The 25,416-nt window shown below is 68.6% G+C and carries 25 protein-coding genes; 9 read left to right on the top strand and 16 right to left on the bottom strand.

Features of this window, described 5'->3' with window-relative positions:
* Window positions 1-4 precede the first annotated feature (4 nt).
* From ACLJO0_RS17465 to ACLJO0_RS17445, 5 genes are all read right to left on the bottom strand, one after another.
* Window positions 5-631 (bottom strand): maleylpyruvate isomerase family mycothiol-dependent enzyme, encoded by a 627-nt coding sequence (locus ACLJO0_RS17465; RefSeq protein ID WP_410579558.1) that lies wholly within the window; start codon window positions 629-631, stop codon window positions 5-7.
* 15 nt (window positions 632-646) lie between these two features.
* Entirely contained in the window at window positions 647-1,171 is a 525-nt protein-coding gene (locus tag ACLJO0_RS17460) for a hypothetical protein (protein WP_410579557.1), read from the bottom strand.
* Window positions 1,172-1,295: 124 nt separating this feature from the next.
* Complete coding sequence (locus ACLJO0_RS17455; RefSeq protein WP_410579556.1) at window positions 1,296-2,759, bottom strand: M20/M25/M40 family metallo-hydrolase; 1,464 nt, start codon at window positions 2,757-2,759, stop codon at window positions 1,296-1,298.
* On the bottom strand, window positions 2,752-3,579 hold the full coding sequence (locus tag ACLJO0_RS17450; protein ID WP_007035431.1) for a M55 family metallopeptidase: 828 nt from the start codon (window positions 3,577-3,579) through the stop codon (window positions 2,752-2,754). The genes ACLJO0_RS17455 and ACLJO0_RS17450 overlap by 8 nt, the downstream gene beginning before the upstream one ends.
* 42 nt (window positions 3,580-3,621) lie before the next feature.
* The gene (locus ACLJO0_RS17445; protein WP_410579555.1) at window positions 3,622-4,218 is read right to left on the bottom strand and encodes a hypothetical protein; all 597 of its coding nucleotides are present in this window, start codon (window positions 4,216-4,218) and stop codon (window positions 3,622-3,624) included.
* A 283-nt stretch (window positions 4,219-4,501) separates the two neighbouring features.
* Here ACLJO0_RS17445 and abc-f point away from each other — a divergent pair, with 283 nt between their 5' ends.
* Window positions 4,502-6,124, top strand: coding sequence for a ribosomal protection-like ABC-F family protein (abc-f, locus tag ACLJO0_RS17440; RefSeq protein ID WP_410579554.1), 1,623 nt, complete (start codon window positions 4,502-4,504; stop codon window positions 6,122-6,124).
* Here the strand turns inward: abc-f and ACLJO0_RS17435 are convergent.
* Window positions 6,108-7,373, bottom strand: coding sequence for a family 1 glycosylhydrolase (locus tag ACLJO0_RS17435; RefSeq protein ID WP_410579553.1), 1,266 nt, complete (start codon window positions 7,371-7,373; stop codon window positions 6,108-6,110). The genes abc-f and ACLJO0_RS17435 overlap by 17 nt on opposite strands.
* A 181-nt stretch (window positions 7,374-7,554) precedes the next feature.
* Between ACLJO0_RS17435 and ACLJO0_RS17430 the strand changes: the two genes are divergently transcribed.
* A complete protein-coding gene (locus ACLJO0_RS17430; RefSeq protein ID WP_410579552.1) occupies window positions 7,555-8,400 on the top strand; it encodes an LLM class flavin-dependent oxidoreductase in 846 nt (281 codons plus the stop codon).
* 317 nt (window positions 8,401-8,717) lie between these two features.
* A complete protein-coding gene (locus ACLJO0_RS17425; protein WP_410579551.1) occupies window positions 8,718-9,293 on the top strand; it encodes a CGNR zinc finger domain-containing protein in 576 nt (191 codons plus the stop codon).
* On the opposite strand, the gene ACLJO0_RS17420 is transcribed toward ACLJO0_RS17425, so the two are convergent.
* A complete protein-coding gene (locus tag ACLJO0_RS17420; RefSeq protein ID WP_410579550.1) occupies window positions 9,282-10,034 on the bottom strand; it encodes a PIG-L deacetylase family protein in 753 nt (250 codons plus the stop codon). The genes ACLJO0_RS17425 and ACLJO0_RS17420 overlap by 12 nt on opposite strands.
* A 177-nt stretch (window positions 10,035-10,211) precedes the next feature.
* Here ACLJO0_RS17420 and ACLJO0_RS17415 point away from each other — a divergent pair, with 177 nt between their 5' ends.
* Window positions 10,212-11,291, top strand: a complete 1,080-nt coding sequence (locus ACLJO0_RS17415) for a glycoside hydrolase family 5 protein (protein WP_125794068.1) — start codon at window positions 10,212-10,214, stop codon at window positions 11,289-11,291.
* 73 nt (window positions 11,292-11,364) lie between these two features.
* Here ACLJO0_RS17415 and sigJ read toward each other — a convergent pair whose 3' ends face one another.
* From sigJ to ACLJO0_RS17395, 4 genes are all read right to left on the bottom strand, one after another.
* The gene (gene sigJ / locus ACLJO0_RS17410; protein ID WP_410579549.1) at window positions 11,365-12,252 is read right to left on the bottom strand and encodes an RNA polymerase sigma factor SigJ; all 888 of its coding nucleotides are present in this window, start codon (window positions 12,250-12,252) and stop codon (window positions 11,365-11,367) included.
* A 65-nt stretch (window positions 12,253-12,317) separates the two neighbouring features.
* On the bottom strand, window positions 12,318-13,664 hold the full coding sequence (locus tag ACLJO0_RS17405) for an FtsX-like permease family protein (protein ID WP_410579548.1): 1,347 nt from the start codon (window positions 13,662-13,664) through the stop codon (window positions 12,318-12,320).
* A gap of 93 nt (window positions 13,665-13,757) precedes the next feature.
* Window positions 13,758-14,792: a (4Fe-4S)-binding protein gene (locus ACLJO0_RS17400; protein ID WP_410579547.1), complete on the bottom strand. Its 1,035-nt coding sequence runs from the start codon at window positions 14,790-14,792 to the stop codon at window positions 13,758-13,760.
* The gene (locus ACLJO0_RS17395; RefSeq protein ID WP_410579546.1) at window positions 14,789-15,970 is read right to left on the bottom strand and encodes a thiolase family protein; all 1,182 of its coding nucleotides are present in this window, start codon (window positions 15,968-15,970) and stop codon (window positions 14,789-14,791) included. The genes ACLJO0_RS17400 and ACLJO0_RS17395 overlap by 4 nt, the downstream gene beginning before the upstream one ends.
* Window positions 15,971-16,058: 88 nt before the next feature.
* On the opposite strand from ACLJO0_RS17395, the gene ACLJO0_RS17390 reads away from it, so the two are divergent.
* On the top strand, window positions 16,059-16,493 hold the full coding sequence (locus ACLJO0_RS17390; protein ID WP_410579545.1) for a winged helix-turn-helix transcriptional regulator: 435 nt from the start codon (window positions 16,059-16,061) through the stop codon (window positions 16,491-16,493).
* Between the two features lie 72 nt (window positions 16,494-16,565).
* Here the strand turns inward: ACLJO0_RS17390 and ACLJO0_RS17385 are convergent, their stop codons facing one another.
* Together ACLJO0_RS17385 and ACLJO0_RS17380 are read right to left on the bottom strand one after the other, a co-directional pair.
* Entirely contained in the window at window positions 16,566-17,144 is a 579-nt protein-coding gene (locus tag ACLJO0_RS17385) for a DUF2867 domain-containing protein (RefSeq protein WP_410579544.1), read from the bottom strand.
* The gene (locus ACLJO0_RS17380) at window positions 17,141-17,425 is read right to left on the bottom strand and encodes an antibiotic biosynthesis monooxygenase family protein (protein ID WP_410579543.1); all 285 of its coding nucleotides are present in this window, start codon (window positions 17,423-17,425) and stop codon (window positions 17,141-17,143) included. Before ACLJO0_RS17380 ends, ACLJO0_RS17385 begins: the two co-directional genes overlap by 4 nt.
* A 93-nt stretch (window positions 17,426-17,518) precedes the next feature.
* On the opposite strand from ACLJO0_RS17380, the gene ACLJO0_RS17375 reads away from it, so the two are divergent.
* Both ACLJO0_RS17375 and pip read left to right on the top strand, forming a co-directional pair.
* Complete coding sequence (locus ACLJO0_RS17375) at window positions 17,519-18,085, top strand: TetR/AcrR family transcriptional regulator (protein WP_410579542.1); 567 nt, start codon at window positions 17,519-17,521, stop codon at window positions 18,083-18,085.
* A gap of 60 nt (window positions 18,086-18,145) precedes the next feature.
* Entirely contained in the window at window positions 18,146-19,087 is a 942-nt protein-coding gene (pip, locus tag ACLJO0_RS17370) for a prolyl aminopeptidase (protein WP_410579541.1), read from the top strand.
* Between the two features lie 516 nt (window positions 19,088-19,603).
* On the opposite strand, the gene ACLJO0_RS17365 is transcribed toward pip, so the two are convergent.
* Genes ACLJO0_RS17365 through ACLJO0_RS17355 form a run of 3 tightly spaced genes read right to left on the bottom strand, consistent with a single transcriptional unit; the run spans window position 19,604 to window position 21,332 of the window.
* Window positions 19,604-19,750, bottom strand: coding sequence for a hypothetical protein (locus ACLJO0_RS17365; protein ID WP_020635224.1), 147 nt, complete (start codon window positions 19,748-19,750; stop codon window positions 19,604-19,606).
* Window positions 19,747-20,970 carry a hypothetical protein gene (locus tag ACLJO0_RS17360; protein WP_410579540.1) on the bottom strand — a complete coding sequence of 408 codons (1,224 nt, stop codon included), beginning with the start codon at window positions 20,968-20,970 and terminating at the stop codon, window positions 19,747-19,749. The genes ACLJO0_RS17365 and ACLJO0_RS17360 overlap by 4 nt, the downstream gene beginning before the upstream one ends.
* The gene (locus ACLJO0_RS17355) at window positions 20,967-21,332 is read right to left on the bottom strand and encodes a hypothetical protein (protein WP_410579539.1); all 366 of its coding nucleotides are present in this window, start codon (window positions 21,330-21,332) and stop codon (window positions 20,967-20,969) included. Before ACLJO0_RS17355 ends, ACLJO0_RS17360 begins: the two co-directional genes overlap by 4 nt.
* 111 nt (window positions 21,333-21,443) lie before the next feature.
* Between ACLJO0_RS17355 and ACLJO0_RS17350 the strand changes: the two genes are divergently transcribed.
* Both ACLJO0_RS17350 and ACLJO0_RS17345 read left to right on the top strand, forming a co-directional pair.
* Window positions 21,444-23,234, top strand: coding sequence for a hypothetical protein (locus ACLJO0_RS17350; RefSeq protein WP_410579538.1), 1,791 nt, complete (start codon window positions 21,444-21,446; stop codon window positions 23,232-23,234).
* Window positions 23,235-23,524: 290 nt separating this feature from the next.
* A complete protein-coding gene (locus tag ACLJO0_RS17345; RefSeq protein ID WP_410579537.1) occupies window positions 23,525-25,411 on the top strand; it encodes an ABC transporter substrate-binding protein in 1,887 nt (628 codons plus the stop codon).
* The last annotated feature ends 5 nt before the right edge of the window (window positions 25,412-25,416 follow it).

Here is a 25,416-nt window from a genome sequence, read left to right as displayed (position 1 = left end):
CGGCCTATCCGTCCATTCTGGACGCGAGGATCGCCGCGCCGGGCCCGGAAACCTCGTCGAGCGCCACGACCCTCCCGGCGATCGCCAGCAGGAGCGCCTCGCCGGGACCACGGAGTTCCGGTCCGGATCCGGCCGACCAGTCGAGGTCGGTGGCGACGAGCCGGAGCCCGCCCGCCCGCCGGTTGGCCTTGATCGGCGGGGCATAGCGGGCGAAGGCCAACGCGTGGCGCAGGCGGTCCGGCGGCACCTCGCGGGGAAGCCCCAGCGGCCGCCGGATGTCCTGCTGATGGATGAGCCCGTCGAGCAGCGCCACCCGCCCGCCGAACGCGGCGGTCAGGCCGCGGGGTTCGAGATGGTCCTCGAACCTCGCGATCAGTTCTTCAGGCGTCCGGTCGGGCTTTCGCGCGACGCCGAGCGCGTTGATCCGATCCAGTCGCAGCCTTCCGCGGACGGCCTGGCCGAGGACGTCGCGCAGGCGCAGGGTGTCGTAGTCGACGACATGGGTGACCACCTCCCGGACCGACCACTCCGCACACAGCGTCGGAGCGTCCCACTGCTCTGGGGACAGCGAGCGCAGGAACGCGGCGAAGTCCGCCCGTTCGTCCCGTGCGAGTCGCAGGACGGATTTCACCGGTGGCCTCCTGGGTCACTTGTGGTCGAGCCACCCGCAAACGTAGTAGGCGGTGTCCTCGCTCCGCTCGACGTACCAGGAATAGACGACGTCACCGGCGAGTTTGCCGGTGCGTGCGTTCCGCTGGGTGACCGTGGCCTGGACCGTCACGAACTCCTGCCCGGACGGGACCGTGTACGGCAGCATCTGCCAGCGTTCGACGTAGTGCCCGTGGAGTTCGAAACCGAGCAGGGTCGACCGCAGACGGGGACAGGTCCCGCTGCGCAACGCGGTCATGTCGTGATTGGCCAGCCCGTTCATGTAGACCTGGAACACCCTGTCGATCGCGGCGGGCTCGAGACCCGGCGCGGACGAAGAGGTCGGCGCCGGGGACGTCACCGTCAGAGTCTGGGTCTCGACCGGGGAAGCGGAGTCCGAAGTGGGCGTCGCGGGCGAAGGGTCGGAACGCGGTATCGGAAGCCCGGCCCGGCACGCGGAAAGGGCGGTGACGAGGCCGAGCAGGAGCACGCCCGTCCGGACGAGCGAAGTCAGAGGTCTCACGCCGCCGACGCTAGGTTGCTTTCATGAAATTCGGATGAAGGGCTTTCTGACGCGAAGCCGCTCTCGGGACGTGTATCCAGGCAGCGATCTCGCGTGATTGGAGGCGCGACACGGCAGGGCCGGGTCAGCAGGTCGCCAGGAAGTGCCGCAGCACCCGCGTGCCGAACCGCAGTCCTTCCACCGGAACCCGTTCGTCCACACCGTGCGCCATCGCCCGGTAGGGGAAGCCTTCCGGCAGCCACAGCGGGGCGAAGCCGTAGCAGTCGATGCCGAGCGGGCTGAACGCCTTCGCGTCCGTTCCGCCACCCATGCAGTAGGGGACCACGACGGCTTCGGGGTCTTCCGCGCGCAAAGCGCCCGCCATCGCGTCGAACCACGGCGAATCCACCGGCGCCTGGACCGGCGGCTGGTGCGCGACGAACTCGCGGGTGACGCCCTCGCCGAGCATCGCGTCGATCTCGGCGAGCAGTTCCGGTTCGGTGCCGGGGAGGACGCGGACGTCCACCTGCGCCTCGGCTGAAGTCGGGATCACGTTCACCTTGTAACCGGCGTCGAGCATGGTGGGCGTCGTGCTGTTGCGGACGGTCGGCACCACCAGTGCGCCGGCCGGCCCGAGGCGCGCGATCGTTCCGTCCACATCGGACAGATCGACCGGGACGCCGAGCGCCTCCCCGGTGCGTTCCAGGAACGCTCGCGCCGTCGGGGTCAGCCGGATCGGCCAGCGGTGCGCGGCGAGCTTGCCGAGCGCCGTGACCAGCCGGGTGACCGCGTTCTCGTCGTTGGGGCGCGATCCGTGCCCCGCGCGGCCCTTGGCGGTCAGCCGCAGATGCGCGGTGCCGCGTTCGGCCGTCGCCACCGGGTAGAGCCGCACGGTCCGGCCGTCGGCGGCGGGAACGTGGTAGGAGTACCCGCCCGACTCGCTGATCGCGGCCGCGCAGCCGTCGAACAGGTCCCGGTGCGTCGCGGCGAGCCAGTGCGCGCCGTACTCGCCCTTGTCCTCCTCGTCGGCCACGAACGCCAGGACGATGTCACGCCGCGGGCGGACGCCGGTGGCGAGGGCGGCGAGCACCATCGCGCAGAAGTCCTTCATGTCGACGGCGCCGCGGCCCCAGAGGAACCCGTCGCGGACCTCGCCCGAGAACGGGTCCACCGACCAGTCGGCCGCGTCGGCGGGGACGACGTCGAGATGGCCCTGCACGAGGAGCGCCGGCAGGCTCGGGTCGGTGCCGGGGACCCGGGCGATCACGTTCGCGCGCCGGGGCGCGGACTCGATGATCTTCGCGCCGATCCCGAGCCCGGACAGCAGCGTCGCCACGTACTCGGCGGCTTCGCGCTCGCCTTCGGAGTCCCCGTCGCCCCGGTTCGTGGTGTCGAACCGGATCAGCCGCGAGCAGACTTCGACAACATCAATCTCAGCGTTGTCTTCGGAACCCGCGGCCGCGATCACGTCGCCAGGGCGCGGCCCGCGAACGTCCGGCCGGTCAGCGTGGACGACGCCCTGCCGCCGCGATAGCGGGGCCTTCGGCCCGGCGGGTTCGATGTCGAGAGGTCGGTCGTGAACCTCGCTCCGCGATTCCATGTCAGCCATAGATACCCTGCACCGCCCCGGCCGCGATCGCCGTGACGATCTTGAACGCCTTCATCGCTTCGGTCATGTCCGGCGCGTCGAAGCCGACCCGCCGCACCCCGATCTGTTCCACCGTCGGGATCACCGCCGCCGCCTGCGCGAGATGGCTCGCGTCGAACTCGACCTCGATCCGATGCGGGGTGGTGAACCGTTCGACCCGGCCCGCCCGATTCATCGCGTCCGCCGCGGCCGAGGACAGCAGTTCGGCGGTCCTGGCAGGCGGCAGGCAGATCGCGGCGTAGCGGCTGACGCACTCCTTGACCGTGACCAGTTCGGCCTCCGGCGCGTAATCCTGGGCGTCGTCACAGGCCTTGTCGTCGCCGGAGACGACCAGCACCGGGACGCCGTACTCGGCGGCCATCGCGGCGTTGAGCCTGCCTTCGCTGGCGGGGACGTCGTCGAGCCACACGCCGGTGATCTGATTCTCCAGGTACGTGTGGGACAGCACGCCGTCGAAACCGGCGCCGGCGTGGTAGCCGAGGAAGACGACGCCGTCCACGCCGGTGTCGATGCCCTGCATCATCGAGAGCGGTTTGTGCCTGCCGGTGAGCATGCGCGCCCTGCCGTCGAGGTCTTCGAGCAGGAGATTCCGCTGGGACGAATGCGCCTCGTTGACCAGAACGTCGGTGGCGCCGGCGTCGAAGAGGCCCGCGATGGTGGCGTTGACGTCGCCGGTGAACAGGCGCCGGAATCGTTGCCACTGCTCGGTGCCGGGGATGACGTCCTCGGTCCAGGTGACGCCGGTGGCGCCCTCCATGTCCGCCGAGATCATGATGCGCATGCGGGGCAGACTAGCCGAGGTTCTTTGCCCTCGCCGCCGGGATCAGGGCCAAGAACCGGAACGCGGGTAGACCGCCCAGGCGCGTTCCCACGCCGCGTACCGATGCCGGTCGAGCATCAGCCGGACGACCCGGTGCAGCAGGACGAGCGAGCCGACCACCGCGAACCAGAGCCAGAGTCCGACGAGCACGGAATCGAACACGGCCGTCGACGCTGTCCTCGGTGCGGCGGTGAGGTCACCGCGGGCGTCGATCCAGATCGGCACGGCCGTTCCGGCGGGGCTGCCCGGCGTGGCGAGGACACCGCCGGTGTGCCGCACGCCGCGCGAGTCGGTCCAGGTCGCCTCGGTGGTCGGGTCGTCGGTCCCGACGCTCTCGCTGTCGACGATGCGGACGGGTGCGGCCTTCAGCAGGTACGCGGTGGTGGCCTGACGTCCGGCCGAGTCGACGGCGGCCGCGGCGACCTGCCTGCCGTGGTTGGCCGAGCCGGCGGCGGCCGCGACCGGCACGGCGAGCAGCGCCGCGAGGATGACGAGCTTGAGGAGAAGGGCTTCGAATCGGTCGGAGCCACGGGCGAGCGAGTTGTGACCAGGGAAGAGCCGTCGCCTGAACCGGGCGATCGGACCGCTGGACCCGTGCACGAGGAACCCCATTCCCTCAGACCGCGAAAACCTCCATCTTCGATTCTCGGTCACCGGGGCGCCGCTGTCGCGGTATGGGGACACAGACCACTCTGTGAACCCGTACACAACCTTTAATTCGTTTTACCCGTCCGGGTTCCCCGGCTACCGTCTTCGCCATGGGGATTTTCTTCAACCTGTGATTCTCGTCTTCGACGCGGCCCTGGCGTAGAGCCTTCGCTCCGCCGGGCCGCGTCCTTCCGCACGCGCTCTTCTTCCTTCGAGAATCCAGGAGGACGCCCCTATGCGTACCCCGTGTCAAAATCCCGGGACACAACTCGTGCTCTCCGGTGTCACCAAGCGTTTCGACGACCATGTCGTGCTCGATCAGGTCTCCTTCAGTGTCAAACCGGGGGAGAAGGCGGGCGTCATCGGCGACAACGGTTCGGGTAAGTCCACTCTCCTGAGGCTGATCGCCGGCCGCGACCGGGCGGACAACGGCACGGTGACCGTCACCGCGCCCGGAGGTGCCGGCTACCTCCCGCAGACCTTGGAACTGCCCGAAACCGCCACGGTCGGCGACGCGATCGACCTCGCGCTGGCCGACATCCGGGAACTCGAATCCCGGCTCCGCGCGGCCGAGACGTCGCTCGAGACCACCGAAGACCTCGCTGCCTACGGCGATCTCATCACCGCCTACGAAGCCCGCGGCGGTTATGAGGCCGACGCCAGGGTGGAGGTCGCCCTGCACGGGCTCAGGCAGCCGGGCCTCGACCGCGGCCGTGCGCTGGGCAGCCTGTCCGGCGGGCAGCGGTCCCGGCTGGCGCTCGCGGCCACCTTGGCCGCATCGCCCGAACTGCTGTTGCTGGACGAGCCGACCAACGATCTCGACGACGAAGCCGTCGCCTGGCTGGAGAACCATCTCCGCGGGCATCGCGGCAGGATCGTCGCGATCACCCACGACCGGATGTTCCTCAGCCGGGTCACCACCACCATCCTCGAGGTCGACGCCGATCGCCGGACCGTGCACCGGCACGGCAACGGTTACGCGGGTTACCTCGCCGCGAAGGAGGCCGCGCGGGCCCGATGGGTCCGGGAGTACGAGGAGTGGCGGCTGGAGAAAGCCCGCTACGAACGGCTGGCGGACGTCAACATCGACCGGTTCTCGGCGATCCCGCGCAAGGCCCCGGCGGCCTTCAGCGGGGCCGGCGCGTTCCGTGCCCGCTCGCGGGCACACGGGGCGATGAGCCGGATCCGCTCGGCCCGCGAGCGGATCCAGCGGCTCGACGCCGACGCGGTCCCGCCTCCGCCGCAGCCGCTCCGGTTCAGCGCGCGGATCGCCGCGGGGGAGGCGGAAGCCGATCAGTACGTCGTGAAGGTCGACGACGTGTCGGTCGACGGCCGGCTGCCGCGGACGTCGCTCAGCGTGCTGCCCGGCGAACGGATCCTCGTGACCGGACCCAATGGGGCGGGCAAAACGACCCTGATGCGGGTGCTCGCCGGGGAACTGGCGCCGTCGACGGGATCGGCGGAGCGCGCGGGGAGGATCGGGTTCCTGCACCAGAACGGCGGGCTCGCCGGCGACGCCCGAACCGTCCTGGCGGTCTTCGCCGGTGACGGTGACGAGGACGAGGCGGCCGAGAGGTTACTGTCGCTGGGCCTGTTCCGGGCGCCGGATCTGCGCAAGCCGGTGCGGGAACTGTCCGTCGGGCAGCGGCGCAGGCTGGAACTCGCCAGGCTGGTGACGGCCAGGACCGACCTGCTGCTGCTCGACGAGCCGACCAACCACCTCGCCCCGGATCTCGTGGAGGAGATGGAACAGGCGCTCGCGGAGTACTCCGGCGCGCTCGTGGTCGTCACCCACGACCGGCGGATGCGGCGGACCTTCGAGGGCAAGCGGCTCGAGCTGGTCACTTCAGCGGCATGAGCGGTCCGTCCACTTTGGCCGGATTGAGACAGCTGTTCAGTCCGTCCACGAGGGAACAGGTCCCTGGCCCGCGTTTGAGCCGGTAGCCCTGCGGCACGCCCCCCGCCGTCACCAGACCCTGGTACGCGGGAACGGCGTCCGTGGGGCGCCGGGTCAGCGCGGGATCGGTGAGAGCGTCCACTGTGTACAGTCCGAACCGGGCACGGTAGCTGCCCCATTCGTAGTTGTCGGTGAGGCTCCAGTAGTTGTAGCCGATGAGGTTCATCCCGTCGGCCTTCGCCCGCTGGAGCCAGTACACGGTGTCGCGGACGTGATCGCCACGACTGTAGTCCGCGTCGCGGGGTTTGCCGTTGTCGGTCGCCATGCCGTTTTCGACGATGTACAGAGGCAGGCGTGGGAACCGGTCGTGGTAACTGCGCAGCGCGTAGTAGATGCCTTCGGGCTGGAGCTTCACGTCCCAGAACTTGTCGCTGGCGGCGGCGAAGACCGTCCAGTTGTCGATGCTGAGGCCGTAGTAGTAGTCGATCCCGATGAAGTCGAGCTTGTCCTTGACCTGGTCGAGGAAGAACCAGTCGGCCATCCCGTTGACCCCGGTGATGTAGGCCTGGTTGCTGGTGACCTTCGAAGTCGGATCGAGTTCGTGGATCAGGTCGTAGGCCCGCCGGTGCGCCTGGACGACGTTGGACTGCGCCGCGAAGTACCGCGTGGCGTTCAGCGCGCCGACCTTCTGTTCGTTCTTGAGGAAGATGAGCGGCTCGTTGAACGTCACCCAGAGGACGTCCTGACCGGCGTAGCGCTGAACTATCTTCCTGCTGAATCCCAGCCACGCGTCGGCGGTCCGCGTCTCCGCCCAGCCGCCCTGATCGAGCGCCCACCCCGGATAGACCCAGTGGTTGAGCGTGATCATCGGGGTCATGCCCGCGGCCCGGACCTGCCGGAGCACGTCGTCGTAGAAGGCCAGTTCGGTCTCGTCCCACCGGCCAGGCGAGGGTTCGACGCGAGCCCACTCGACACCGAAACGATAGGTGTTGACGCCGAGCCCGGCCGCGAGGCGGATGTCGTCGGCGTAGCGGTGCCGGAAGTCCACGGAGTCGCGGTACTCGTCGACGCCGTCCTTGCCGGCGGAACGGTCCACGAACCGCTTCCAGTTGCTGTCGGGCGCGCTGCCTTCGGACTGGTAGCCCGAAGACGCGACGCCCCAGTAGAAGTCCCGGGACCAGTCGTCATCCTGCGATGCGGACGCGTTCACGGCCGAAAGTGTCGCGCATAGTGAGACGGCGACCACCGAGGACAACACCCGGCGTAACCTTCTCCGATGCTCCGGCCACTTCGTCGATCGTTCACCGGTGTCCGCCATCTTCCGGACGCTAACGTGAGTGAACGGCGTAAACAAGCGGCCGTCCGGGGGCTTCGACGATGACGTTGGGGAGATGATCGACTTGACCGGCAGCACGGTCCGACACGCCGTCTATCTGCCGCCTTTCGGCCCGTTCGGTGAGCCGGGGGTGCTCGTCGACCTCGCCGTGCGCGCGGAAGTGGCGGGCTGGGACGGGTTCTTCCTGTGGGACCACGTGGTCGCGGACACCATGCCCATCGCCGACCCGTGGACGACACTCGGCGCGATCGCGCACGCCACCAGCCGCCTGCTGTTCGGCCCGATGATCACGCCGCCCGCCCGGCGCCGCCCGTGGGTGGTCGCCCGGCACGCGTCGACGATCAGCAGGCTTTCCGGCGGGCGGCTGATCCTCGGCACCGGGCTCGGCTCGGACGAATCCGGTGACTTCAGCCGGTTCGGCGAGCAGACGGACCTCCTGACCCGATCGGCGATGTTCGACGAAGGCCTCGACGTCATCCGCGCGATCTGGTCCGGCAGGCGGTTCGACCACGACGGCGCGCACTACCAGGTCGCCCTCGCCGAGGCGCCGCCCGAGCCGTTCCCGATCCCGATCTGGGTGGCGAGCTCGACCGACAACCCGCGCGTCGTCCGGCGGGCGGCGTTGTGCGACGGGATCTTCCCGAACCCGGAGGACCACACGCCGACCGCCGAAGAGATCGCGGAGACCCACCGCGCGCTCCGCCTCGCCGGACTGGAGCCCGGGCGTCCCTTCGACGTCGCGGTCGCCGGGAACGCGAGCCCGGCGTGGGAGGAACCCATCGAGGTCGATCTGCCCGCGCTCGGGAAGGCCGGGATGACCTGGTGGATGGAGTCACTGATGCATCTGGACCCGCTGGAGCTTTCGCAGAAGATCGTGGACGCCGGTCCGCCTCGGTGGTGACACGGCCGCTCGGTCTCTGATGTCCCACGAAAACTCACGTGAGCGCCTGACCGGAGGCCTTCACGGACCGGGCCTGAGATCAACCGCAGCCGCAATCACGTAGGTACCCGAAGACCTCCTCGGCGCTAACCGTCCTAGCCACTCACGAGACCTGCACCAAGTTCCTCCGGCGCCTACCTGTCCACAGTGGACTGACACTCCGCCTTCCGCCGGATTCCGTTGCTCCGAAAGACTTCACCGCCCTTGTGGTGGCGCGAGCCTTTGGTAGCGTCACCGCGGGCGTCCTGCGAACCAGTGACGCGCGGGGGAGGGGTCGAATGGCCGGCGAGCCGGACGGGCACCACGCGATGCGGTTGGAAACCGGGGTCGTGCTGATCAACGCGCTGACCGGGAACCACGTGCACGGCAGGCCGAAGCCCGCGCTCGGCGGTCGTGATCTGGTTCGTGCGGCCGCCGAAGCGGTCGGTGACACCGGGAACGGCCGCGTCGACCTGTCCAGTGCGGAGAGGCTGCGAAATCTCGCGTCCCGGTTGCGGGAGATCATCGAGTCGCTCTCCAGGCGCGAGCACGACGAGGCGGCCGGGTTGCTCAACCGGATGCTCGCCGACAGCCGGGCGCGTCCGTCGCTGCACCGCCACGGCGACCAGTCGTGGCACCTGCATTTTCACGGCCCCGAAGCCGACCTCGTCCAGCAGTGGACGGCCGGGCTCGCGGTGTCGGTGGCCGCGGCGTTCGGCGAGCACATCCCGCATCGCGTCGGGCTGTGCGCGGCGCCGCGGTGCGATCAGGTGTACATCGACGCGAGCCAGGCGCAGATCAAACGGTTCTGTGGTCTGGCCTGCCAGAACCGGGTGAAGGCCGCCGCGTATCGCGCCCGCCGGTCAGGGGCGTGAGCCGCGCGGCGTCGCGTCGATGTACCACTCGCGGCTGAACGCGAGGCCGAAGAGCGGCGCCGGAAGCCGGGTGATGACCCGCATCAGCGGCGCGAGCCTGCCGGTTCCCTTCACCTGGGTGGAATGCGCGGCGATCGCGGCCTGCTTCTGGCGCGCGAAGCGCCGGACGTCGAAGGTGTGGGTGATCTCGGACCGGGCGCTGTAGGCGCGGAGAAGCACGTCGACGTCGTAGCGGAACGGGATCCGGGACAGGCGCACGATCCGCACCAGGCGCGCGACGGCGTCGCGGGGGATCGTGGCCTCCAGTAGTCGGACGTCGCCGGCGAGTTCCGCCGCGCGCTTGCCGACCTGGTGCACCTTGACGTGGTCGCGGTGGCCGTAGCCGCCGTTGCGGTCGTAGCTCAGCAGCACGGACGCCTTCTCCTCGCGCAGGATCGCCACGAGCCGCGCGGCCGCTTCGTCGGTGCTCGCGCGGACGAAGCGGACCCAGCCCGGCGGGTCCGGGTAGAGGATCGCGCCGTGGCCACTGCCGGCGTATCCGAGGTGTACGACCCGCGCGACGCCGAGCACCGCCGCGCTCGCTTCGAGTTCGGCCCGGCGCGATGGGGCCGGGCCTTTCATGCCGATGGTGGCGACCACGAGTACGACTCGGTGCCCCTCCGCGGCGGCGCGGGCGAGGGTGCCGCCGGTCAGCAGTGCTTCGTCGTCCGGGTGGGCGTGGAAGGCCACGATGGTGGTCACGCTCCGATCATGCCGGAGCTTGTCGAAACAGTGGGTGGTCAAGTCTTGACCGTCCGTCGATCCCGTGGGTAATCTCTCCTTTACTTTCCAATAGTAAGGAAAGTTTCCTATTTAATCCCGCCGCCCTGACCGTCGGCGCGCCAACGACGGCGCCGTCGACGCGAGAGGAGAAGCCGAATGCGTTGGGACAAGATCCGTCTCCGGGTGACGGCCGCACTGGCCGCCGGACTGCTGGCGCCGGTCGCCGCCGCGAGTACCTCGATGGCGACCGAGACCGGCACAGCACCCGCAACGCAGGCAGCCGCCGCGCTGCCGCCGGGCAGCCCGGCGGCGATCAACGGACAGCTGAAGGTCTGCGGTCTCCAGCTCTGCAACTCCGCCGGCAAGCCGATCCAGCTCCGTGGCATGAGCACCCACGGGATCCAGTGGTTCAGTCAGTGCGTGAAGACCGCTTCGCTCGACGCGCTGGCCAACGACTGGAAGGCCGACGTCCTCCGGATCTCGATGTACATCCAGGAAGGCGGCTACGAGACCAACCCGCGCAAGTTCACCGACATGGTGCACGGGTACATCGAGGAAGCCACCAAACGCGGGATGTACGCCCTGGTCGACTGGCATCAGCTCACGCCCGGCGATCCGAACGCGAACCTGAGCCGCGCCAAGACGTTCTTCACCGAGATCGCCCAGCGGCACAAGGACAAGACCAACATCATCTACGACATCGCCAACGAGCCCAACAACGTCAGCTGGGACCGCGTCCGCAGCTACGCGGAGCAGATGATCCCGGTCATCCGCGCCCAGGACTCCGACGGCGTCGTGCTCGTGGGCACCCACGGCTGGGGCTCGCTCGGCATCTCCGACGGCCGCAACGAGACCGACATCATCAACAACCCGGTGCGCGCCACCAACTTCATGTACACGTTCCACTTCTACGCGGCGTCGCACAAAACCGAGTACTTCAACGCGCTGAGCCGGGCCGCGAGCAAGATCCCGCTGTTCGTGACCGAGTTCGGCACCCAGACCGCCAGCGGTGACGGCGGGAACGACTTCACCAACTCCCAGAAGTACCTGGACTTCCTGGCGTCGAAGAAGATCAGCTGGACCAACTGGAACTTCTCCGACGACAGCCGTTCGGGCGCGGTGTTCAAGCCGGGCACCTGCTCGGGCAGCTCGTTCACCGGCACGGCTCCGCTGAAGCCCGCCGGCGTCTGGATCCGGGACCGCATCCGCACCGCGGACAACTTCCCGACCTCCTGATCCCGGCAGCGCGCATGTCAGGAAAGGGGTCGTTCAGGACAAGAAATGTCCTGGACGACCCCTTCCTGACATTTCAGCCGAGCGGTTCGAAGTCCAGCGCGGCGAGGCGGTCCGGGTCGGCGAGGATCTCGATCGCCGCGATCTTCCCGTCCACGACGGTGAAGGCGAAGACCGTGGTCGGGACGCCGTCCTTGGTGACGACCATCCCGGCCGCGCCGTTGACCAGGGCGGGGCGCGGTACCCCACCGGCGCCCGTCGACCGGAACATGAGCGCCTGGCTCGCGACCGTGGCCGCGCCGCGTACGAAACGCGTGGCACCGGCCGGGGCCGCGCCGCCTTCGGCACGGAGGATGACGTCCGGGTCGAGCACCGAGACCAGCGCGTCGAAATCGCCGTCCCGCGCGGCCGCGAAGAACGCGTCGACGACTGCCCGCTGACGGCTCAGGTCCGCGTCCGGGACCGTCGGTGAGCCCTGCAGGCGGCGGCGCGCGCGGCTGGCGAGCTGCCGGGTCGCCGCGGAGGACCGGCCCACGATCGGCGCGATCTCGTCGAACGGCAGGGCGAACATGTCGTGCAGCACGAACGCGAGCCGTTCGGCGGGGTCCAGGGTGTCGAGGACGACCAGGAGCGCCAAGCCGACCGAGTCCGCCAGCAGGGCCTGGTGTTCCGGGTCGATCCCGTCCTCACGGCCGATGATCGGGTCGGGGAGCTGCGCGCCGACCGGGTCTTCGCGCCGTGACTTGCGTGAGCGCAGCATGTCGAGGCAGATCCGGCCGACGACGGTGGTCAGCCAGCCGCCGAGATTGTCCACGTCACCGGACTCCGACCGGCTCAGCCGCAACCAGGCCTCTTGCACGGCGTCGTCCGCTTCGCTGAGCGAACCGAGCATCCGGTACGCCACCGCCCTCAGATGCGTCCGATGCCCCTCGAAGCGTCGTGCCAGCCAGTCGTGTTCGTCCACGGTCCCCATCCTTCATCGATCAGTCGTAACCCTGACGCGTGGGGGAGCGGAGATGTGACAGCCCTTCAGCCGCGGGCGACGGCTCTGATCGCCGGGGCGCGCATCGCCGTCGCCGCCGCGCCCAGGTGCGAACCGAGGGTCAGGGTCACCGCGACGGCGACGATGACGAGATAGGCGCCGATCGTCGCGTCCGGTACGGGACCGCCGGTCCTGGCGACGCTGTAGGGGATCACGGTGACGGCCGCGGCGAGCGAGCCGAACAGCACGCCGACCGCCGCCAGGACGATGCCTTCGGTGCCGACGAGCCGCAGGACCTGCGACGGTGTCGAACCGATGAGCCGCTGTTGACCGAACTCCCGGCGGCGTCCGGCGATCGCGGCCACAACGGTGTTCACCAGCATCACGGCGGCGAACAGCGCGATCATGCCGACGACGACGTAGTTCAGGGTCTCGATACTGCTCGCGATCTCGACCGGTGCGGTGACGGCGGCGTTCTCGATGGCCTGCATGTACAGCGTCCCGGTCGCGATCCCGGTGAACAGGATGATCGGCACCAGCACACCGGCCATTTGGCGGCTTCGGACACGAAGGTGCGCCGCCGTGAGGTGACCGCTGACGCCCGCGCGTCGCAGCGGAGCGGCCAGCACGGCTGCGATCGGGCCGAGCAGCGTGGGGGCCAGGAGTGCCAACCCGATCGCGGCGAGGATCGCGCCCTGGCCGCCGACCGCCATCAGCGCGGGTTCCGTCCCGGTGAACACGGTCATCGTCACCACGCCGAAGCCGAGCCCGGCGGCCAGCACGATCGTGGCGCCGACCACCCGGAGCCGGCTGGTCGGCCGGGTGTCGACGCCCGCCTCGCGGATCGCCTCCACCGCTCCGCGCCGGGTCACCTGTCGCGCGGCGACCGTCCCTGCCACCAGCGCCGCGAGAAGCGTGATGCCGGTGCCCATCGAGACCGCGATCGGGCCGAACCGCGCCTCGAGCCCGGCCGGTACGCGGCCCGTGTCACCGAGCAGCGCGACCAGCCACCGTCCGGCGAAGACCGACGGCACGACGGCCGTGGCCGCGGCGAGGACCGCGACGGCCGCCGCTTCACCGACGATCATCCGGCCGATCTGGGACGGCGTCGCGCCGACACTCTTCAGCAACGCCAGCTCCGGGGCGCGTTGACGGATCAGCAGAGAGAGCGTCGAAAGCGTCGCGAACAGGACGATCACCAGGCTCCAGCCACCGACGACGCTCGCCATGATCAGCAGCGTCTTCGCGGTCTCCGGTCCGGCGGCGGTGCGAGTGTCCAGAAGGGACGCGAACGTCATCAGAATCGTGGCGCCGAAGAACAGCGCGACGAAACTCGCGATGAATCCGGTGGTACGACGGCGGAGCGACGAGAACGCCAGCTTGGTCGCGATCATGTGGAAGGTCCTCCCCAGGCTTTGCCGCCAGGTTAGGGAGACCTGCCGTCACCGGACAGGGGACAGGCCCCCGAGCGCGAGGTAGGGGCGGCCCTACCGCCGCGGGTAGCCGCCGTCGACCTCCTTCACCGGCTTGTGCGGGAACCGGCGTTCGGCGTAGGCCTTCGCGGCCGAACCCTCTCGTACGTACAGCGTCTCCACCTTGTCCTGCAACGGTTTCACCACGGTGCCGAGGAACCCGCGGCGGTCGTCGAGGTACGGTCCGAGCACGTCTTCACCCGCCGGGCAGACGGCCATGCAGTACGCGGCCTTGTAGTTCGGCTTGAACGCAAGGCTCTGCCACATCGACACGTTCTCCGAGTCGGTCACCCTGGACCGGAAGTCGGCGGCGTCCTCGCTGTCGGCCACGGTCTGCGCCCAGTCGGTGAAGCCGCTCATGAACTCGCGATAGTTGTGCGTCGAGCAGGCTAGGAAGTCGAACTCGCCGGTCTTCGAGATCGCCCCGATCGGGCAAGCCGCGACGCACAGCTTGCACTCCAGGCAGGGGTTGTAGTCGAGGGGCTCGCCGTGGCCGGACACCTCGGCGTCGACGAGCAACGTCGCGAGGAGCACGAAGTTGCCGAACTTCGGGTGGATCACGTTGCGGTGCAGCCCCATGGCGCCGAGTCCGGCCGCGACGGCGACGGTCTTGTGCGCGACCACCCAGATCCGGCCGGGATAGTGCTCCATCTCCATCGGGAACGTCGCCGACGGGTTGATCGCGCGGTATCCGGCGTCCTGCAGTGTCCGGACGATCGTGTGCCCGGCCTCGTTGATGATCTCGCCGCCACGGTGGAACTCCTGGTTGGCGACGCTGCGGGCGGGGGAGCGGACGTCGTCGCGGTTCATCCGCACCACGAGCGAGACCAGGGTTTTGGTGCCGGGGAGCGCGCGCAGGACGTGTTCACGTTCGCCCGCAAGATCCGGATGGTCGAGCGGGACGGCCGCCGCGTCGTCGGCACCGGCGGCGAGGCAGATCTCCTTGAGCCAGCCGGCGTCGATCACCGGTGACGGCTTGTCCCGCGGTTTGGCGAGCACCGCCCGTACCGACGGATGGCTCGCCAGTTTCTTGGGAAGCCGGTCGGTCACAACGCCTCCAGGATGGTCGCGTTGGCCTGGCCGCCGCCTTCGCACATCGCCTGCAGGCCGTAGCGGGCGCCGTGGTGGTGCAGCGCGTTGACCAGCGTGCCCATCAGCCGGGTCCCGCTCGCGCCGAGCGGATGCCCCAGTGCGATCGCGCCGCCGTGGACGTTGACCTTGGCCGGGTCGGCCCCGGTCTCCTGCTGCCACGCCAGCACGACACTGGCGAACGCCTCGTTGATCTCGAACAGGTCGATGTCCGCGAGGCGCAGCCCGGCGCGCCGCAGCACCTTCTCCGTCGCCGGGATGACGCCGGTGAGCATGAGCAGCGGGTCGGAGCCGGTGACGGCGAAACTGTGCAGCCGGGCGCGCGGCCGCAGGCCCAGTCTGGCGGCGGTCTCGCTGGAGGTGATGAGCACGGCGGAGGCGCCGTCGTTGATCGGGCTGCTGTTGCCCGCGGTCACCGACCAGTCGATCTGCGGGAATCTTTCGGAGATCCCTTCGTCCTGGAACGCGGGGCGCAGCTTGGCCAGCGTTTCGAGGTCGGTGCCCGGCCGGACGGACTCGTCGGTGGAGACCAGGCCCGACGGGGTTTCGATCGGCACGATCTGGCTCGCGAACCGGCCGAGCGCGTGCGCCCGCGCCGCCTTCCGGTGCGAGGACACCGCGAACTCGTCCATCGCGTCGCGGCTGAGCGACCACTTCGCGGCGATGAGTTCGGCACTGATCCCTTGCGGCACCAGGCCTTCCGGATAACGCTCGGCGACGCCGGGGCCGAGCGGATCGGTGCCGGGCAGCACGTTCGACCACATCGGGACGCGGCTCATGGATTCGACACCGCAGGCGATGACGACGTCGTACGCGCCGGCCATCACGCCCTGCGCGGCGAAGTGCACGGCCTGCTGGCTGCTCCCGCACTGCCGGTCGACGGTGGTCGCGGGCACGGACTCCGGCAGCCCGGCCGCGAGTGCGGCCCACCGCGTGACGTTCTGGGCCTGTTCGCCGACCTGGTCGACCGCGCCGCCGATGACGTCGTCGATCAGCGCCGGGTCGAGGCCGTTGCGCTGGACGAGCGCGCGCACCGTGTGGGCGAGCAACTGGACGGGATGGACCCCGTTCAGGGCGCCACCGGGCTTGCCCTTGCCGATCGGGGTACGGACGGCGTCGACGATGACCGCGTCGTGCACGGTTGCCTCCAGAGTGAGTTGGAATCTCCAACTCACTCTGGCACCGAGTGGGTTGGAAATCAAGACTCACTGGGTTTACGCTGGTCGCATGACCGAAGGACCGAGGGACTGCTCGATCGCCAACGCGATGGAGGTGATCGGGGAGCGCTGGAGCCTGCTCGCGCTGCGCGAGGTGTTCTTCGGGGCGCGGCGGTTCGACCAGATCGTCCGCAACACCGGGGCGAGCCGGGACATCCTGACCGCGCGGCTGCGCAAGCTCGTCGAGGCGGGAATCCTCGAAAAACGGCTCTACGAGGAGCATCCGCCGCGCTACGAGTACGTGCTCACCGAGGCGGGGCACGCGCTCAACCACGTGCTGCTGAACCTCATGGCGTGGGGCGACCGGTACGTCACGGACGGGCCGCCGCCGACGGTGTGGCGCCATTCGTGCGGCGAGGTCCTCGCACCGGAGACCGTCTGCGCGCACTGCCGGGAACCGGTGCGGGAGAAGGACATGACGCTCGTGCGGAGCAGCAGGCGATGACGCGGTTCGGCTGTCCGTGAAGGCCTCCTTGAGGGACGCAGGGTCCTTCAAGGAGGCCTTCACGGACCTTCGCTAACCGCGGTTCCGCCATTCCCGCGCGATCATCCGCATCAGCGCCGGGTAGATGATCAGGTACCGGAACGGCTTGATGAATCCCATGTACACCCGGCCGAACAGGCCGTTGGGTTTGACCAGCACCGCCATCTGACCGCGATACCCGCCCCGCCCGTCTTCGACCCACGCGATGTGCAGGACGCCGTGCATGGTCCCGTTCGCCATTTCGGCGGCGAATTCGTCTTCGAGCCGATACACCGGAGTGAACGGCGACCAGTCTTCGTCCGGCCCGGTCGGTGTGTCGCGGAGGTCTCCCGGCAGTTTGGCGCGGAGTGATCCCACCCGGGTGTCGAGGCCGGAAGTCCGCTTGTCCAGGCCGAACAGTCCGCCGAGTTTCCAGCGCAGCGCCCACAACGCCCGGACGGGCAGTGGCGCCCCGTTCGGGAAATCGCCCGACGAGAACTGCTTCACCAGCTTGGCGAAGTCGTCCGGACCGCCGGGTGTTTCCAGTGCCCAGACGTCTTCGAGGTCGAAGTCCCCGGCGATTTCGTGGATCCGCCAGGAGTGGGTCGTGTGCGCCGTGTTCGCGAGTTTCATGCCGACACCAGTTGGACGATCTCGCGCGGCCGGACTTCGCGGTCGTCGAAGGCGACGTCCACGTCCGCCGAGCCCAGAGCTTGCATCGAGGCCGCCTGTGCCGCCTCGGATTCCCACCGCACGATCGAGACCACGGCGTCTCCGGCGGCGGTCACCCAGCATTCGGCTGCGAGGCAGCCCGGAGTGGAGCGCAGGACGGTGGCGACTCGCTGGACGCGCGAGACGAAATCGTCGTGATGATCGGTGTGCGGGTAGTGCGTGGCCACGAATCCGACAGTCATCGTCGTTGTTCCTCCCAGTGAACTTCCGCCATCTATACGGTAGCGTATATATCGTCGTCGTGGTGCCGGAGTGACGGGAGATACGGTGATCGCATGGCCGCCGAAATCCGGACCCCGCCGAGCGCCTGGATCGACGCGGGACTGCACGCCCTCGCCGCCGGAGGTCCCGGCGCCGTCCGTGTCGAGGCGCTCGCGAAAGCGCTCGGCGTCACGAAAGGCGGGTTCTACGGCCATTTCGCCGATCGGGGCACGCTGCTGGAGGAAATGCTCGTCACCTGGGAGCGGATGAGCACCGACCTGCTGTTCGAGAGCGTCGAGCGCGAAGGCGGCGACGCCAGGGCCAAGATCCGGCGAGCCGGACTGCTCGCCGCGGACCGGCTGCTGCCGATCGACCTCGCGATCAGGGATTGGGCCCGGCGCGACCAGACGGTGGCCGAGCGGCTCCGGCGGGTCGACAACCAGCGGATGGATTACCTGCGTTCCCTCATGCGCGAGATCTTCGCCGACGAGGACGAGGTCGAAGCCCGGTGCCTGCTCGCGTTCTCGCTCCTGATCGGCAAGCACTTCATGGCCGCCGACCACAACGGCCGCACCAGGGACGAGGTCACCGAGCTGGCGGGGGCGTTGCTTCTCGGTGGCAAGCCCGGCCAACACGGCTGAGGGTGTGTCTGAAGCCTCGTCTCGTCCGTGAGCTGCGCTAGGTGTCCGACGATAGGCGGCATGTACCCGGAGATCGAGCCCTACACTTCAGGCCACCTGAACACCGGTGACGGCAACCTCGTGTACTGGGAGGAATGCGGCAACCCTGACGGCAAGCCCGTGGTTTTCCTGCACGGCGGCCCTGGCGGCGGCTGCTCACCGTCGCACCGCCGGCTGTTCGACCCGGCCGCCTATCGGATCGTCCTGTTCGACCAGCGCGGCTGCGGACGGTCGTTGCCGCACGCCTCCGCGTCGGGCGATCTTTCGTTGAACACGACCTGGCATCTCGTCGAGGACATCGAGCGACTGCGGCAGTCGCTGGGCATCTCGCGGTGGCAGGTGTTCGGCGGGTCATGGGGATCGACGTTGGCGCTGGCGTATGCCGAGAAGCACCCTGAACGCGTGTCGGAGTTGGTGCTGCGCGGGGTCTTCACGCTGCGTTCGTCCGAATTGAATTGGTACTACCGGGGTGGCGCGGCGAACGTTTTTCCGGACTTGTGGGAGAAGTTCATGGCGCCGATCGCGGAGCTCGACGGGGATCCCGTCGAGCGGTACGCGAAGCTGCTCGCCGACCCCGACCCCCGGGTGCACGGGCCGGCCGCTGTCGCGTGGAGCACCTGGGAGGCCGCGACGACGACGCTGCTTCCCAGGCCCGAACTGGTGGCGGAATTCGCCTCGCCGGAATTCGCACTGGCGTTCGCGCGGATCGAGAACCACTACTTCGTGAACAACGGGTGGCTCGAAGAAGGACGGCTGATCCGGGACGCCGCCACCTTGAAGGACATACCCGGCGTGATCGTGCAGGGGCGGTACGACCTTGCCACGCCCATGGTCTCCGCGTGGGACCTGCACAAGGCATGGCCGGATTCGGAACTGGTGATCGTGCCGGATGCCGGGCACGTGTACGACGAACCCGGCATCCTGGCCGCGTTGCTGGCGGCGACGGATCGGTTTCGTGACTAGGCCGTTTCCTATTGAGGGGTAAGTCAAACGTGTCGTGGCCGGAGTTGGCGGCTGGGGCGGGACTGGCCGAAGAGACGCCTTCCTGACTGTCCATTAGGGACATTTTCCGAGGTGTCAGTGTCCGAGTTGGGCGAGTTGTGCGGTGTGGCGAGGGGTCGTGAGCGGTAAAGAGGGTTAGAACGCTACTTGCCACTCACGACCCCCATTGCCTCAAGGGGCATATGCCTTAAAGTAGACATTTCGTCGCTGGAAAGCGTCTCTTGTGGACACTCAGAGCGCAGCTGACTCCTGTCGGCCAGTCCGGAACCACGCTTGGGCGCGAAGACCGCGAACTTGGCTTATGAAACGCGCGCTAGGCCGTTTCCTGCAAGTCATGTTCGTGGTCCCCGCGTGGTGACCGTGTGGATATAGGGACACTCAACGTCCCTATATCCACACACCCCTTCCCGTGACACCAAAGGTCCCCCGCTTCCTTTCCGCAGGTCAGCACGCCAGGCGGTACTCACAGGACACGGCCTAGTCGTCGTCCTCTTCGGGCGTCGTCGGGACCTGTTTGCGCGCGACGTAGATGAGCAGCCCGATGATCACCACGGGGCCGACGAAGATGAGGATCTCGTCCCAGCCGCCCTGGTGCATCATCATCACCCGCGCCGCGATGGTCATGAGCCGGACACCAGTGCGATCCCGAGCGCGGTGTAGCCGATCATCAGCGCCAGCATGGGGTACTGGCCCACTTTGACGTAGTTCGCGCGCAGCACGCCGACGGAACGGTCATGCGCCGAGGTTACGGCCAGCACGTGCCCCGCGACGATTCCGGCGATCTGCACCAGCGCGATCACGCCGGTCGAGACGACCGTGTAGTCGATCGCACGGCCGAAGCCCTGCTGCCCGGAGAACACGGCGAACGAGAAGTAATGCGCGACCGTGTAGCCGACCATGATCGGGATCAGCGACGGCGCGAACGCGGGATACGGGTCGAAACCCCGGCGCAGATACGGTCTGGTCAGGCTGATCGCGCCCGCGTAGGCGCCGTACGTGAGCGCGATACAGGCCGCGAGCCCGGCGGTACCCCCGAGGACGCCGGCGTCCAGCGAAGTCCAGAACGGGAGCCGGGTCAGGCCGTCGAACGCCGTCGAGCCGAGCACCACCAGTACCAGCGCGGTCAACCAGGGCGCGGGGGAGACGGTGACCAGCCCGTCCAGCGGATTCCGGACCACTAGCCGTCCGTCGGCGCGCCTGCCGAACGGGGACAAGGCCGCGATCAGGCGCGCGTAGACCTCGAAAGCGTCACCGCGGTCGAACCATCGCGGGCCGTAGACCACGCCGAGAGCAATGTGTATAACGGCATACACGGTGCAGAAAAGGGCGATCGCGCGCGGCGAATCCGAATGCGGGAACACCAGTTCCAGCCAGAGAAACGCCAGGAGGCCGACGATCGCGGGCAGGTAGCCCAGCCGGTCCGGGAGTTCGCGATGCCGCGCGGGGATCAGCGACGCGACCGTCCTCAGTGGATTCAATCGCCGCCAGACCGGGCCGAACAGGAGCGAAAGCGGAACCAGTCCCACCCAGAACCAGACGTAGAACCATGCTGGAGCCGGGTTGTCGGCCGAACTGCCGGGACCGGCCCACGCCATCGCGAGGAAACCCGCGAACAGCACCGCGCCGGCCACGCGTGACGCGACCCGCGAGAACGTGCTGTCGACGAACCGCTGCAGGGGGAGGGGGAGTGCGCGGCCGGCGTCGTCGCCGCGGAGCTTTGGTTCCTTCCAGAACACAGTGAGCGCGAAGAAGGAGACGACGACGGCCGCCGCTCCCGCGTAGAGCGCGAGCCACAGCGGCACCGGCAGATCGGACCGGCCGCCGAGGCCGTGCGCCAGGATCATCCGCTCACCCGGAGCTTGGTCACCGCCGCGCCGCTTCTGTGCAGTTCCACCTCGAAGATCCCGTCGATGTTCGCGGTGAAGGAGACCGTCCCCGGAACCCCGGGGGCCAGCTGTGCGGCCTTGTCGTAACCGTGGACGTGCAGTTCGTCCGCCTGATCGGAGGTGACCTCGAGCGCGACGTTCTCGCCGGTCCGCACCGCGACCTCCTCCGGGCCCGCCGTGCGCTTGCCCTCGGTGATCGAGAACTTCACGGTCCGGGTGCCGGTGCCCGGCGACGGCTCGGAACCGGTCGATCCCGAACAGCCGGTCGCAGCCAGCAGCGCGGCCACGGTGATCCCGCAGATCCCGCCGATCCTCCGCATCGAGGTTCCTCCAAGTCGTACGCCCCGGCTTGCCTGGCCGGAACCATGCCTCTATCGTGTTACCCCAAGGTAACAGTTACTTAGGTTAGCAGGAAGGCGAGAACGGTGTTCATGGCTCAGGAGAGCCCGCCTGCCGGCGGCGCGCAATTCGGGCAGATCGTCATCGCGGGCCTGATGTTCACCGCGGTCTTCCTGCCCTTGGCCCTTTTCGTGCTCCGCGAACGCGCGGGGAAGCGGACCGTCATCGGCCGCGTCGCCGACTGGATGGGTGACTTCAGCGGTCTGCCGCGCTGGGCGGCGCTGCCGATGTTCGTCGCGTTCCTCTCCGGGATGTCGGCGCTGATCGGCGTCTATTGGGACGTGCCGATCCACATGGAGCTCGGCCGTGACGAAGGCCCGCTCGCGAACCCCTCGCACTTCCCGATCTACTTCGGACTGATGGGCATCTTCGCCAGCGGCGTGCTCAGCGCGACACTGGCGACGAAGGACCTGCCCAAGCGCACGTTCAAGATCGGCCCGCACTGGCGGGCGCCGATGGGGTCCATCCAGATGATGGCGACCGGGCTGGTCGGCATCGCGGGATTCCCGCTCGACGACGTCTGGCACCGCCTGTTCGGCCAGGACGTCACCGAATGGGGGCCGACGCACGTCCTGATGATCGGTGGCGGCGTCTGCGTGGTGCTGGGGTTGCAATTGCTGCTCGGCGAAGCGCGACAGGTCGGCGCGACCGGACCGGTCGTGCGTCTGCTCGGCCCGGTGCTCGCCGGTGCCTGGATGATGGGTGCTTCGGCGTTCCTCATGGAGTTCGACCTCGGCGTCCCGCAGTTCCCGATGCTGTCGCAGGTCGTGCTCGTCGGCCTGATCGGCGCCTGGACGCTGACCTACGGGCGGCTGTCCTGGGGACCCGGCGGCGCGCTGATCGTCCTCGCTGTCTTCCTCGCCTCCCGTGCTTCGTTCACCGTCATCCCGCTGTTCGCCGATCTGCATGTGGCCTCATTGCTGCCGTACGTCGCCGAAGCGGTGATCATCGAGGTCGTCGCGCTGGCGATGCGGAGCCGTCAGGGCTACACCTTCGCCGCTGTCGCCGGTCTGCTCGTGGGGACGGCCGGGATGCTCGCCGAGGCGGCGTTCACCCAGTGGCTGATGCCGAACCCTTGGCCGACGGCCCATTTGCCGTTGTTCGTCCTGTTCGGGACCGGCGCCGCACTGGCGGGTGCCTTCATCGGTGTCTGGCAGTACCAGCGGGTGGAGGAGACGGCGACGTTGGTGCCCGCGGCAGGGCCCCGGCACACCGTCGGACTCGTCGGCGCGCTGGGCGCGGTCGCCCTGATGTCGGCCGTCGCCGTCCCGCAGGATCCGGAAGCCGGATTCAGCGCCGACGTCCGGCTGAGCGAAGCCGCGGCCGGGCTGCCGATCTCGAATCCGCACGGCGGTGGCACGCCCCGCTGGGTCGACGCGACCGTCACGATCTCCCGTCCCGACCTCGCCGACGACGCCGTGTGGCTGAACGGTTTCGCTTGGCAGGGCGGCGACTTCTTCACCGCGCCGCTGGAGAAGATCGGCGACGGGGTGTATCGCACGACCCAGCCGCTGCCGGTGTTCGGTCAGTGGAAGACCGGGATCCGTGTGCACGTCCCGAACCGGGTGATGGGGCTCGCCCCGATCTACGCGCCCGCCGACCCGGCCGCGGACGCCCCGGCGATCGACGCGGCGTCCGGTACCCGCCCGTTCATGTCCGAGATCGAGTTCCTGCAACGGGAACGGAAGTCGGAGACGCCCGCCGTGCTGTGGACCGTCGCGTACGTGACCGTCGGGCTCATCTTCGCCGGCATGTGGATGCTGTTCGCGTGGCTCTACGCGGCCGCCGCCACCGCGCGGCGGCGTGAGGTCCCCGTCGGCTGACGCCCCGCAATTCGTCACCTGCTTGCGATGGTTGCGCACGCAAGTACCGCAAGCAGGTGACGAATCGCTTTGCTCGCACTTCGTCGCACGTATCGATTGAGCATCATCGGGCGCAAGCGTTCTGCAAGCACGCTTCCCTTGAATACCCAGGACACTGCACGTGGTGCCGTCTCGCGCGCCGAAACGGTGACTCACCGCAACGTCGACGAGACGTAAAGTAGCTGTCGACCACGCGACGGCATCCGCCGTGCACGATCGGTGTTGGCGAGTCATTGCGCGGTTACCGCGATATGTGGTTACTTTTCCGCCTCGGGGGTTGGGTTACAGCGAGTTTCGATGGGGTGGTCTTCGTGCGCACTGAGCGTTTTCCGAAGCGACTACGCGGTCTTCGCGTAGTCGCGGTCCTTGCCGCTTCGGCGGTCGCGACGGTGCCTTTCGTGCCCGTCGCGGCGGCACAGCAGCAGGGCAAGGTCCTCCGGGTGGCGCTCACGACCGGCATCGACCACCTGAATCCCTTCACCGCCCAGCTGGCGGCGTCGACGCAGGTCGGCCGGTTCAACTACGAGTTCCTCACCCTGCCTTCGGCCGAGGACACCCAGCCCACGGGTGGCATCGCCGAGTCCTGGAAGACCTCGGACGACAAGCTCACCTGGACCTTCGCCATCCGTCAGGGGATGAAGTGGTCCGACGGCAAGCCGATCACCGCGCAGGACCCCGCGTACACCTTCCAGCGAATGCTCGACGACGAGAACGCCCGCACCGCGAACGGCAGCTACGTCACCAACTTCGAGTCGGTTTCTGCGCCGGACGACAAGACGCTCGTCATCAAGACCAAGGCCCCGCAGGCGAGCGTGACCTCACTCGACGTCCCGATCGTGCCCAAGCACATCTGGGAGCCGATCAAGGATCTCAACGCCCCCTCGACCGACGAGATGGCCGTCGTCGGCGTCGGCAGCGGACCGTATCTGCTGACCGAGTACAAGAAGAACGAGTTCGTGAAGTTCAAGGCGAACAAGGACTACTGGCGTGGCGCGCCCAAGGTCGACGAGTTGCAGCTGCTGCAGTTCAAGGACGCCGAGGCCGCGGTCAACGCGCTGAAGCAGGGTGAGGTCGACGTCATCAACCGGCTCACGCCGACGCAGTTCGACGCGCTCAAGGGCGAGAAGAACATCACCACGAACAAGGCGCCGGGCCGCCGGTACAACGAGCTCATCATCAACTTCGGCGTCAAGAACGTCCTCGACCAGCCGATCGGTGACGGGAACCCGATCCTGAAGGATCTCCGCGTCCGCAAGGCGATCGCGCAGGCCGTCGACACCCAGACCATCGTCGAAAAGGTGATGAACGGCTACGGCCAGGCCGGGACCGGTGTCGTGCCGGCGATCTACAAGGCCTACACCTGGACCCCGTCCGACGCCGAAAAGACCAAGTTCGACATCGCCGCCGCGAACGCCACGCTCGACCAGGCGGGCTACGCCAAGGGAGCGGACGGCATCCGCGTCGCCCCCGGCGGCGCGAAGCTGGAGTTCCGCCTCGCCGGCCACGCGAACCGGCCGTTCGACCAGCGTGTCGCGCAGTTCCTCACCGGCTGGCTCAAGGACGCCGGCATCGGCGTCAAGCAGGAACTCGTCTCCGACGACGAACTGGACGACCGCACCACCGCGGGCAACTACGATCTCGCCATCTCCGGCTACGGCACCTCGCCCGACCCGGATTACGCACTGAGCCTGAACACCTGCGCCGGCCGCCCGAACGCGGAGGGCAACGGCGGCAGCTCGGCGACGTTCTTCTGCGACCCGCGCTACGAAGACCTGTACAAGAAGCAGCTGACCGAGTTCGATCCGGCCAAGCGCGCCGAGCTCGTCAAGCAGGCCCAGGCCGTGCTGGCGGGCGAGTACGTCGACGTCGTCCTGGACTACGACAACGTGCTCGAGGCCTACCGCTCGGACAAGTTCGCCTCGTTCACCAAGCAGCCGCAGCCCGACGGCGCGATCCTCGAGCAGTCCGGCTACTGGGGCGTTTACGGCGCCACTCCGGCCGACGCGGCAGCACCGGGCGCGGAGGAAGGCGGCAACACCGGACTGTGGATCGGCATCGGCGCGGTCGTGCTCGTGGTGCTCGTCGGCGGTGGCGTGCTGCTCGGGCGGCGCGGCAAGTCGGCCGACGACCGGGAGTAGAGCTC

It is taken from the genome of Amycolatopsis sp. lyj-108 (assembly GCF_046549005.1).
GTDB lineage: Bacteria > Actinomycetota > Actinomycetes > Mycobacteriales > Pseudonocardiaceae > Amycolatopsis.
The sequence above is the reverse complement of the archived record's forward strand: the minus strand, read 5'-3'. Positions and strand labels throughout refer to the sequence as shown.

Bases quoted from the DNA above. Each gene is read 5' to 3' on its own strand.
- ACLJO0_RS17425 (WP_410579551.1), top strand. From the start codon at position 8,718: ATGGCCGGCGAGCCGGACGGGCACCACGCGATGCGGTTGGAAACCGGG.
- ACLJO0_RS17375 (WP_410579542.1), top strand. From the start codon at position 17,519: ATGGCCGCCGAAATCCGGACCCCGCCGAGCGCCTGGATCGACGCGGGA.
- ACLJO0_RS17450 (WP_007035431.1), bottom strand. From the start codon at position 3,579: ATGCGCATCATGATCTCGGCGGACATGGAGGGCGCCACCGGCGTCACC.
- ACLJO0_RS17385 (WP_410579544.1), bottom strand. From the start codon at position 17,144: ATGAAACTCGCGAACACGGCGCACACGACCCACTCCTGGCGGATCCAC.
- ACLJO0_RS17380 (WP_410579543.1), bottom strand. From the start codon at position 17,425: ATGACTGTCGGATTCGTGGCCACGCACTACCCGCACACCGATCATCAC.
- ACLJO0_RS17455 (WP_410579556.1), bottom strand. From the start codon at position 2,759: ATGGCTGACATGGAATCGCGGAGCGAGGTTCACGACCGACCTCTCGAC.
- ACLJO0_RS17355 (WP_410579539.1), bottom strand. From the start codon at position 21,332: ATGCGGAGGATCGGCGGGATCTGCGGGATCACCGTGGCCGCGCTGCTG.
- pip (WP_410579541.1), top strand. From the start codon at position 18,146: ATGTACCCGGAGATCGAGCCCTACACTTCAGGCCACCTGAACACCGGT.
- ACLJO0_RS17405 (WP_410579548.1), bottom strand. From the start codon at position 13,664: ATGATCGCGACCAAGCTGGCGTTCTCGTCGCTCCGCCGTCGTACCACC.
- ACLJO0_RS17350 (WP_410579538.1), top strand. From the start codon at position 21,444: ATGGCTCAGGAGAGCCCGCCTGCCGGCGGCGCGCAATTCGGGCAGATC.
- ACLJO0_RS17430 (WP_410579552.1), top strand. From the start codon at position 7,555: ATGATCGACTTGACCGGCAGCACGGTCCGACACGCCGTCTATCTGCCG.
- ACLJO0_RS17415 (WP_125794068.1), top strand. From the start codon at position 10,212: ATGCGTTGGGACAAGATCCGTCTCCGGGTGACGGCCGCACTGGCCGCC.
- abc-f (WP_410579554.1), top strand. From the start codon at position 4,502: ATGCGTACCCCGTGTCAAAATCCCGGGACACAACTCGTGCTCTCCGGT.
- ACLJO0_RS17360 (WP_410579540.1), bottom strand. From the start codon at position 20,970: ATGATCCTGGCGCACGGCCTCGGCGGCCGGTCCGATCTGCCGGTGCCG.
- ACLJO0_RS17390 (WP_410579545.1), top strand. From the start codon at position 16,059: ATGACCGAAGGACCGAGGGACTGCTCGATCGCCAACGCGATGGAGGTG.
- ACLJO0_RS17345 (WP_410579537.1), top strand. From the start codon at position 23,525: ATGTGGTTACTTTTCCGCCTCGGGGGTTGGGTTACAGCGAGTTTCGAT.
- ACLJO0_RS17365 (WP_020635224.1), bottom strand. From the start codon at position 19,750: ATGACCATCGCGGCGCGGGTGATGATGATGCACCAGGGCGGCTGGGAC.